Annotated in this window: 8 protein-coding genes and 2 pseudogenes; 6 read left to right on the forward strand and 4 right to left on the reverse strand. The window is 41.6% G+C overall.

All coding sequences use genetic code 11. The features are described from left to right. Positions 1–24 precede the first annotated feature (24 nt). The gene (locus HMPREF2955_RS02475; protein ID WP_139145455.1) at positions 25–273 is read left to right on the forward strand and encodes a hypothetical protein; all 249 of its coding nucleotides are present in this window, start codon (positions 25–27) and stop codon (positions 271–273) included. A 338-nt stretch (positions 274–611) separates the two neighbouring features. After that, positions 612–773, forward strand: a pseudogene (locus tag HMPREF2955_RS14870) (transposase); the annotation flags it as partial. Positions 774–936: 163 nt separating this feature from the next. Here the strand turns inward: HMPREF2955_RS14870 and HMPREF2955_RS02480 are convergent. The 4 genes from HMPREF2955_RS02480 to HMPREF2955_RS02495 all read right to left on the reverse strand — a co-directional run bounded on the left by HMPREF2955_RS02480 (position 937) and on the right by HMPREF2955_RS02495 (position 5,102). After that, positions 937–1,764, reverse strand: coding sequence for a DNA cytosine methyltransferase (locus tag HMPREF2955_RS02480; RefSeq protein WP_070720554.1), 828 nt, complete (start codon positions 1,762–1,764; stop codon positions 937–939). Positions 1,765–1,766: 2 nt separating this feature from the next. Next, positions 1,767–2,537, reverse strand: a complete 771-nt coding sequence (locus HMPREF2955_RS02485) for a hypothetical protein (protein ID WP_070720557.1) — start codon at positions 2,535–2,537, stop codon at positions 1,767–1,769. A 625-nt stretch (positions 2,538–3,162) separates the two neighbouring features. Continuing rightward, positions 3,163–4,239, reverse strand: a complete 1,077-nt coding sequence (locus HMPREF2955_RS02490; protein WP_070720563.1) for a DNA cytosine methyltransferase — start codon at positions 4,237–4,239, stop codon at positions 3,163–3,165. Between the two features lie 401 nt (positions 4,240–4,640). Continuing rightward, on the reverse strand, positions 4,641–5,102 hold the full coding sequence (locus HMPREF2955_RS02495; RefSeq protein WP_070720566.1) for a type I restriction-modification system subunit M N-terminal domain-containing protein: 462 nt from the start codon (positions 5,100–5,102) through the stop codon (positions 4,641–4,643). Positions 5,103–5,383: 281 nt separating this feature from the next. Between HMPREF2955_RS02495 and HMPREF2955_RS02500 the strand changes: the two are divergent. From HMPREF2955_RS02500 to HMPREF2955_RS02515, 4 genes and pseudogenes are all read left to right on the forward strand, one after another. Beyond that, positions 5,384–5,797 (forward strand): annotated as a pseudogene (locus HMPREF2955_RS02500) (FKBP-type peptidyl-prolyl cis-trans isomerase); the annotation flags it as partial. A 373-nt stretch (positions 5,798–6,170) separates the two neighbouring features. Beyond that, the gene (locus tag HMPREF2955_RS02505) at positions 6,171–6,569 is read left to right on the forward strand and encodes a hypothetical protein (protein WP_070720571.1); all 399 of its coding nucleotides are present in this window, start codon (positions 6,171–6,173) and stop codon (positions 6,567–6,569) included. Between the two features lie 90 nt (positions 6,570–6,659). Further along, positions 6,660–7,106, forward strand: coding sequence for a D-Ala-D-Ala carboxypeptidase family metallohydrolase (locus tag HMPREF2955_RS02510; protein WP_070720574.1), 447 nt, complete (start codon positions 6,660–6,662; stop codon positions 7,104–7,106). 546 nt (positions 7,107–7,652) lie between these two features. Then, entirely contained in the window at positions 7,653–8,123 is a 471-nt protein-coding gene (locus HMPREF2955_RS02515) for an HU family DNA-binding protein (protein ID WP_044260169.1), read from the forward strand. The last annotated feature ends 479 nt before the right edge of the window (positions 8,124–8,602 follow it).

Here is an 8,602-nt window from a genome sequence, read left to right on the forward strand (position 1 = left end):
TTTTGGTGCTAAATGCAATGCGTTTTGATGCTAATTGCAGTGCGTTTTGGTGCTAAATGCAGGGTGTTTTGGTGCAAAATGCGTGGCAAAAACAAGCGTTTTGGCCAGCATTTTTTTGTTGTTGCGGATGCAAATTTGGCATCATTTTTCTTCAAAGAGAAATGCAAAAACATAGTAAATGGCAAAAAGTTGAGGAGAAAAGCACCCGATGTTGTCCGCCATTTCCATCATTCGGGTGCATTTTATATAGGTTTTCAAGGTATTTTTTTCTAGAATGGCTCAACCAAAAAACGCGTTTTGTAAACAATGCTTACCATTTTAACACATCATTTACATCCCTTTTCCAAGATAAGAAAACTCACAGAACGGCGATTTACTGGCATGGGCGATAAGGCGAGCATGATGTGGGCAAAGATGTAAACAAGATTAAGTTAGAACAGGCGTAGAAACAGAGCTGACACCTCTGAAAACTCTTCATTTATTTGTCCATATCAAATGTTTTCGTTCCTTTATAATATGAAACAAAAGTTATCTTCTCCAAGTTCTGCTGATATATTTTCTTGCCCAAACAAGGTTAAGCAGACTCTCTTTTCGCAAATAGCAAGATATGATACAAAGTAGAGCGCACCTTTGGTTCTATCTATAGATGGTTTAGCACTGAAAAAGCGAGGTATGGTGGACTCTCAAAAACACATGCACAGCAAATTATGGAATCCATTGCCTACAACTTGTGTAGAACACTAGGGATTATCGTGTCCAATTGTTTCAGATAAAGATAAGGGAAATACATCCAAGAAAGGGTTGTTATTGCGCTAAATTAGGCATCCTCGGCATCAGTTGCTTAAAATTCTTACTCTTTTACTGCCATAGAGATGAGGATTAAGAGAGTAGCTAGTTTCGCAGAGGTCTCATCCCATATTTATATAGATGATTTCTTTATTCTAAGATATTATAGTATTGTAATTGTTTAACCAACTCATTTACTATACAACAACTTACACTATTGCCAACCTGATGATACTTTTGTCCTTGATTGCCACATAGTTTAAAATCCTTAGGAAAACCATGCAACATAAGACATTCCTCTGGGGTAATGTAACGTACTTTACCATCTACTAAGTATGCATCCCAGTTAAACCTATTATTAATTCCTGATCTTCTTCCTCCTATTCGTATGGTAAAAGAATAGTCCCTTTCCGTTTCTCCACCCATCACATCAGAAAATGTGTATCTTAAAGGGACTGGTTTAGGGAATTGAAAATCTACATGAATATCCTTTCTAATTCCAACAAAGAATAACCTTTTTCGGAGTTGAGGTGTTCCATAATCTTTTGCTTCAAGCACTTTTGTATAGACCTTATATCCAACCTCTTCTAAGTTCTCAATAATCATTTGAAAAATTGTACCACCTTGTATAGATAATAACCCTTTTACATTTTCAAGAATAAAAGCTTTTGGTTGCTTTTCTTTAAGAATTCTGATTATCTGGAAAATAAGAATACCTCTTTCATCTTCAAGTCCTTTCCGCTGTCCAACTTGACTAAATGCTTGACAAGGGAAACCTCCACATAACAGGTCAAATTCAGGAATATCACTCCCTTTGATTTCGTAAATATCTCCTTTTGGAGTGATTCCATAATTTTCTTTATATGTTTGATTAGCAACCTCATCAATGTCAGAAGCTAATACACAAACACCACCTGCCCATGAGGCACCCTGATGAAAACCTCCTATACCAGAAAACAGATCTATAAACTTAAACATATTTAAAATTGAGCACGACCATGAAGAGAACCTTTATACTTACCATCTGTATATTCTACCCAAGGCTTGATAAAATCTGCACCTTTTCCATTAGGATATGATGGTGGCATTCCTTTTGAACGCACTGAAAAAATAATATGGTCCCAGTTGTCATCAAGGTAGTCATCCTTTGAAAACTTCCAACTAGACTCATCTAAAGGATCTGTAAAGTCAAGGATAAACTCTGCAGGGTACGGAGAGTCCTTTTGAGCAGTGCCAGTAAACAAGAAATAGTTCATGATTGGTTTGAGATAATCAAGATGATTCACAAATGGAGAATTTGGGTCACTATTTGACACATCTTCCCGAATAACACCTGCTTTTCTTTTTTCCCAGTACTCCTTTATAATCAGGTCTAATTCATCAATACTAACACCAATTCTCTGACACACTTTTAGTAAACCAGCCCGGTGTGTGTGGTTTAGGAAAGCAGGATTTGCGCCTCGATGTGATTTAACAGAAATTCCTAAGCCATTTACATAAACGTCAGCTTTACTCCCAGCTGGAGCCTTAAATGCGCCAACTTGTTTTGCCAAACTTTCTACTTCCAAATCACTTAACTTGGCTAAATCAGTTCCTTCAGGGAGTGGCTCAAACTCTTCTCCTTTATAATTCCTCACACTGAGAACACCAACTACGTTACCTCCCATAGTAACGGTTTTCTTTGTATCACGTAATTCTATAAGGCGCAAATTTGCTCTCATTTCATCATATTCTCCAATGTTTTTTGCCATATCTATTTACTTAATGTGTTATATAATTCATTATATTCTTATCATCCGTATAGGAAAAAGTCTTCTGCTACAACACTACCATTGAAATCGATAGGTTGCTCCACATATCCTTACATTGTTAACAGGGGTATGTCTGTGCACTTAGCTTTTCTTCCAGTAAAAGCTCTATCAGTATCAGTAGAGAAACAAATTCCATAGCTGTTTCTTTGAATAACAATCATAAGGTCAATTCCTTCTTCGATATCTAACCTGGTGTTGTTTATAATGTGGCGTTTCATTTCCAAATGTTCCTCTAAATTGCTTTTAATTGATTCGGAAATTCTTGCTGATTATATATGTACATAAAAAACTCCGACAGAATATCACTATCCTGTCGGAGGCTCTACAAGCATGAAAACGCATTTCTTATAGAAAAACATGAGTGGGGGGGGCAAGGAACTGTGTCGGCAAACATAGATGACAATACCCCACCGACCCATGTTGAGACACGGATAGTGAGGACATACAACTCCTTATCATCTACCAAGTTTGCCGACTGTTGTTCCTAAAGGTGTATGCCCGGGCTATTATGTTAAACTTTTATTCTTCTATATTCGGTATATTTTATTGTTAAACATTTTATTAATTAAAACGGAAATTCAAGTTGAACTGCAGTTCTCACAGTCTTTGGTTTGGTAGGATTCTGAAGTTCTTTAATAACATTTAATGCAATAGCCTCAACAACAGGTACTGCAACAGAATTACCCATTTGTTTGTACCGATGAACATTGGCTAAGCCTGCTGTCCAATCGTCTGGAAAGCCCTGAAGACGTTCCCACTCCTTTGGAGTCATTCTTCTTAGACCTTCCTTATTGTATTCACCCTTAATATGTGTTGTTGGTGTTAAATCTGTTTGCCGAGGGTCAATAATAAGATTTCTCTCTTTACCCATTCCTCCACAAACGATTGTACCTGCAATTTCATTAAGCGATCGAATTTCGTACCCAAAACCATGCCCTTTAGCTTGATGACGAGCTTTATGAGCTTTCATACTCGCAATATATGCTGTAGATAAATAATATCTTGCTTCAACAGGCTCTTCTTCCATTATATCCCGAATGACTTTACATTCAGACTTTGGAAATGGTTGCGGAAACTCGAAACTTCCACCGCCACAATCTCCCCTAAAGCCAACAATATAGATCCTTTCTCGCATTTGTGCAAGACCAAAGTCTCTTGCATTTAAAACTTTATAAAAGACTGTATAACCAAGATCTTCTTTCAGTGTATTTAAAATCACTTCAAGAGTCTTACCGCCTCTATGATTTGTCAGACCTTTAACGTTTTCAAGAAGAAAGGCTTTGGGACGTTTTTCTTTTATTATTCTTGCTACATCAAAAAACAATGTTCCCCTAGTGTCATTGAAACCACCTCTTTTTCCTGCAATAGAAAAAGCCTGGCATGGAAACCCTGCTAATAAAACATCAAAATCAGGTATTTGGGTTTCATCTACTTTAGTAATATCACTTAGGGGATTATGTTTATCATTTGGAAAATTTTTCCTGTAAGTTTGACAAGCCCACTCATCAATTTCACTTGTAAAAACACATTCTGTATTCAAACCAAGCACTTTACAAGCCTGTTCGAAACCAAGTCGGATGCCTCCTACACCTGCAAAAAGGTCAATACACTTTAATGATACACCTCTATCTAAGCTAAGCATATTAATTTGTAACAGTATTAATCCTTGTTATTGACAAACAAATCTTTTATGTTTAATTCAAGAATTATAGGGTTCGTGACATAATCTACAAGTTTAGTTGAATTTGCACGCTCCTTGTTGACAATATGATTGACTTCCCTGAATGACCTGCCAACCATTTATCACTCTTCTATTTTTCATCAAGCACTACTTTCTAAGCAATTTATCTTATCTGTAGTTCTCAAAATATTTTATCTAGAGCAAAGTTATATGATTTTATTGGAATACCCATTAAAAACACCATAAAATAGATTATCATTTTGTTTTTTTATGCTGTTTGGGTTTTTATTGCTTTTAACTAAAACAATCTCATTAAAGCCTCTGCAAAACCCTTCATTCAATTTGCCCATATCAAATATTTTTCATACATTTCGGGTATGACACAAAAGATAACTTCTCCAATTGTTGCTGATATATTCATCGGCCCCAAAAAGGCTAAACGGACCTTCCTTTCTCAAACAAGTACCATTAATCGAACACCCAGTAGCAGAGAAGACATCCGGCAAGTCGGTGTTAAGGTTGGGGTTGGTGTTGGCATGCTTGGCCACATTAACAAACAGCTCGCTGGGATAGATCATATAGCCCTTAGAGGTAATGGCAGCTGCCGCAACAGCGTCGGAAATGTCCTCGTCAGCCATTTCGGCATAATGCACTTGATCGTCGCCGTTCTCGATATACTGGCAAAAGTTTTCGCTGATAAATCGGTAGAAAAGGGTGCCTAGCACAAACTGCTTAAAGTCCCACCCGTCTACGGCACCGCGCACATCGTTGGCAATGCGCCAAATGGCAGCCTGCAATTCGTCTCTTTGTTTTAAACTAGTCATTATTATATATGTATGTCTTATCTTGATTGGTCTTGCCAATGTAGGGCATTAGCGCCATGCCACGCACGGCACAAAGGCAAAAGGCACACGGCCAAACCCACAAAAAAGCGGGTATGGAGCTTGGTGCAGACAGAAAATTTACCTACCTTAGCTGCTTATAACAAAGGGCGTAAAAAGCCTGCCAAGGCAAAAGTAATAATTAAATTTGAGAAAAGCGGTGCGCAACGGCTTGTTTTTAGCCCCACGCACCTGTTTTTTACGCACCACCTCAAACCCATAAACAAACCCAAAACAACATGGCAAAACGTGCATACATGGAGGCCAACAAACGCTGGCTTGAAGAAAAAGCAAAAGAGGCGGGGGTGAAATGCCTGGCTAAGGGCGTAATGTATAAGGTGATAAAGCAGGGCGAAACGGGCGGCGCAAGCCCTTCGCCGCAGAGCATCGTAACGGTTCACTACACGGGGCGAACCATCGACGGCCGCCAATTCGACACGAGCCTGGGCGGCGTGCCACTGGCTTGCCGTTTGCGCCAACTGATTGAGGGCTGGATAATTGCCCTGCAACAGATGCATGTGGGCGACAAATGGGAGCTGTATTTGCCTGCCGAGGTGGGCTATGGCAAGCAATGGCAAGAAGGAATACCAGGCGGGTCGACCCTCGTTTTTGAGGTGGAGCTGCTGGGGGTGGGCTAAGTGTTTGGTGGGCTTGTTACCCTTGTTTTGCACACCCAAGGGTAACAACGAACCTGGGGAAGGGCGTTTCTCCTTATTCTTTATCCCCAAATGGTTATTAGAGTCTGTACAGATTTCGTTTGATGGCTAAGCAGACTGCCTGTATTATTCGCTTGACGTGGGCGGCTACGTCTTCAAAAATAAGATAGGTAAGATGCCGACAAGCAAACGAAATCTGCATAGGAAACGATGGAAACGACTTAAAACATATAATAAGCGGTGTAAGGACCGATTGGGGTTTATTAACAGAAAAACTTTTGGATTGAAATATCCTTGCATTTTATCGCCGTAAGTTTGCAGCAGAAATGAAACAATCAATCAAAAAGAAATCTGTATGAATAATCTTCTTAACAACCCAGAACACATCCACAGCAAGCAGCGACTAACCCAAGCCCGACAACACCTCATCCATGCGTTTGCGCCCTTGCTGTCGGCTCAACACGCAGGCAACCAAAGGTGGATTGGCACCAAGACCGACCTACTGGAGATGGTACACCTGGCCTATACCTCTGCTTATGTACGCGACGACCAAGGTCGCCCGGCCACCTTTCTATGGATGGTGCAACGCGCCTGCGCCAATTTCTTGCTCTCCATGCCCCGAAACCCCAGTGCCTTTGTGGGTAAAGCCATGCAACGAAAAAACACGAAACAAGCCCCTTTGCTAGAACGATACTGCCACCTGCTCTACGAACAGGGGGTTAACGAACCGCTGCATGCGTGGATGGCAGGGTAAGTTGACGAGATCTATTCGTTGACGAGTTGACAAGTTAATGAGTTGACTTGTTAACTACCCCCCCCTCTTCAACTAAAAAAATCAAACCCTATGAACACACAACACATCAACCTCAACCAAGCGTTAACCCCACACTTCACCCTTGCCGAATTCGTTCGTTCAGGCGTAGCCATACGCCACAACATTGCGAATAGCCCGACACCCGAAGTAATTAACAACCTGCGACTGCTTTGTGAGAATGTATTAGAACCCTTACGCCGCCGTTTCGGTGTGATACGCATAACCAGTGGCTACCGTTGCGAACAGCTAAACACCCTGGTGGGCGGCAAGCACAATTCGCAACACCTGCTGGGACAAGCGGCCGACATACACCTCTCTAATAAGGAGGTGGCCATGAAGATGTTCAACTTCGTTGCCCAAGGCCTTGACTACGACCAATTGCTGTTCGAACATCGACAAAGCGACAGGGCTAACTGGCTACACGTATCGTATAACGCCGCAGGCAATCGCAAAATCAAATCAGAAATCAATGTTTAGGGCTTAACCACGCCCAAACATAACCGCTAACGCTATGGGCGGGTTGGGAATAAGCAAACACTTACCCAGCCCGTCCTTTGTTTTTGCCCCAAACTTACGCCCTTAGACCGTTATTATAAAGCCCACCCAACGCCACACATCTTGTACATACCCGCCTTAACAAGCCCTGTCTACCCAGTTTCTTCGATAAATTTAGTTGGCCTTCCCCCAATCCTTACGCCCTTACTTGCTCACCTTTCGCCCTAAGCGCACATCCGCAACGCCCTTATATTCCCCTTTAAACCATGCCTTTACAAACACTATACCAAACACTATCCCCATCACTACACCACTATCCCTTGACAAGGGCTCCTTGATTTAGTAACTTTGCAAACGTAATCAGTAACCAACCACACCGCCGCCCACCAACAAGGCACACACGCCATGCGCGATGTCGACTAGCGCAAGCCGTACTTGCCGCCACCCTAAGAAGGGCGAAACGGATGGCCACTACCGATACATAGTAAACATTATTAATCAAAAAAAACTTTTAAACAACACACAACTATGGCAGTAATGTATAAACTACGTCAAGAGAAGAACCCCAAGAGCAAGTTCAAAGGCCAATGGTACGCACGTGCCATCGCCATCGACACGGTGGACACGGCAACAATTGCCAACATCATGCAGCAGAACTGCACCTTGAAGAAGGCAGACATCCTGGCGGTTATCGCCGAACTGATCGACGTGATGAAAGAGCAGTTGCAAAACTCAAAGATTGTTCGCCTTGATGGTCTGGGTGCTTTCCGCATCGGCATCAAAACCAAACCTGCTCTCTCGGCCGAAGACTTCAACGCCTCTAAGAATGTTGTGGGCACGCATGTGCTCTTCCGTCCGCAGACGAAGATAAACAAAGACAAGAGCCGCAAAAAGGCCTTGCTCGACGGATGCCGCGTGCAGGAGTTGCCCCTCAACATGATTGAGAAGAAAAAGAAGAAGGCCGGCGGCTCCACTCCCGCTCCTACGCCAGGACATTGATAAGGGAAAGGGGGAAGGGTGAAAGAGTGGACGAGTTTGCAAGTTAACGAGTTTGCAAGTTAACGAGTTTACAAGTTAACGAGTTTACAAGTTAACGGGTTAACGAGTAGACGAGTAGACAAGTTGGCAAGTTAACAAGTAGACGAGTAGATGAATTGGCAAGTAGATGAGTTGACAAGTTAACTGGTTAACGAGTAGACGAGTTGACAAATAGATGAGTGGACGAGTTTGCAAGTAGACGAGTTTGCAAGTAGACGAGCTAGCAAGTAGACGAGCTAGCAAGTTAACAAGTGGACGAGTTAGTGAGTTGACAAGCAGACGAGTTAACAAGTAGACTAATTAACGAATAACAAGTATGTAAGTGTACGAGTTACAAATGAATAAGTTTATAAGTAGATGAGTTTACACGGCGTCAGCCATCCTTTCACTCTTTCACTCTTTCACTCTTTCACCTTTTCACCTTTTCACCTTTTCACCTT

It is taken from the genome of Prevotella sp. HMSC073D09 (assembly GCF_001814145.1).
GTDB classification, from domain to species: Bacteria; Bacteroidota; Bacteroidia; order Bacteroidales; family Bacteroidaceae; genus Prevotella; species Prevotella conceptionensis.

Coding starts and splice junctions, on each gene's coding strand:
- HMPREF2955_RS02495 (WP_070720566.1), bottom strand. CDS start 5,102: ATGACTAGTTTAAAACAAAGAGACGAATTGCAGGCTGCCATTTGGCGC.
- HMPREF2955_RS02485 (WP_070720557.1), bottom strand. CDS start 2,537: ATGGCAAAAAACATTGGAGAATATGATGAAATGAGAGCAAATTTGCGC.
- HMPREF2955_RS02510 (WP_070720574.1), top strand. CDS start 6,660: ATGAACACACAACACATCAACCTCAACCAAGCGTTAACCCCACACTTC.
- HMPREF2955_RS02505 (WP_070720571.1), top strand. CDS start 6,171: ATGAATAATCTTCTTAACAACCCAGAACACATCCACAGCAAGCAGCGA.
- HMPREF2955_RS02480 (WP_070720554.1), bottom strand. CDS start 1,764: ATGTTTAAGTTTATAGATCTGTTTTCTGGTATAGGAGGTTTTCATCAG.
- HMPREF2955_RS02515 (WP_044260169.1), top strand. CDS start 7,653: ATGGCAGTAATGTATAAACTACGTCAAGAGAAGAACCCCAAGAGCAAG.
- HMPREF2955_RS02490 (WP_070720563.1), bottom strand. CDS start 4,239: ATGCTTAGCTTAGATAGAGGTGTATCATTAAAGTGTATTGACCTTTTT.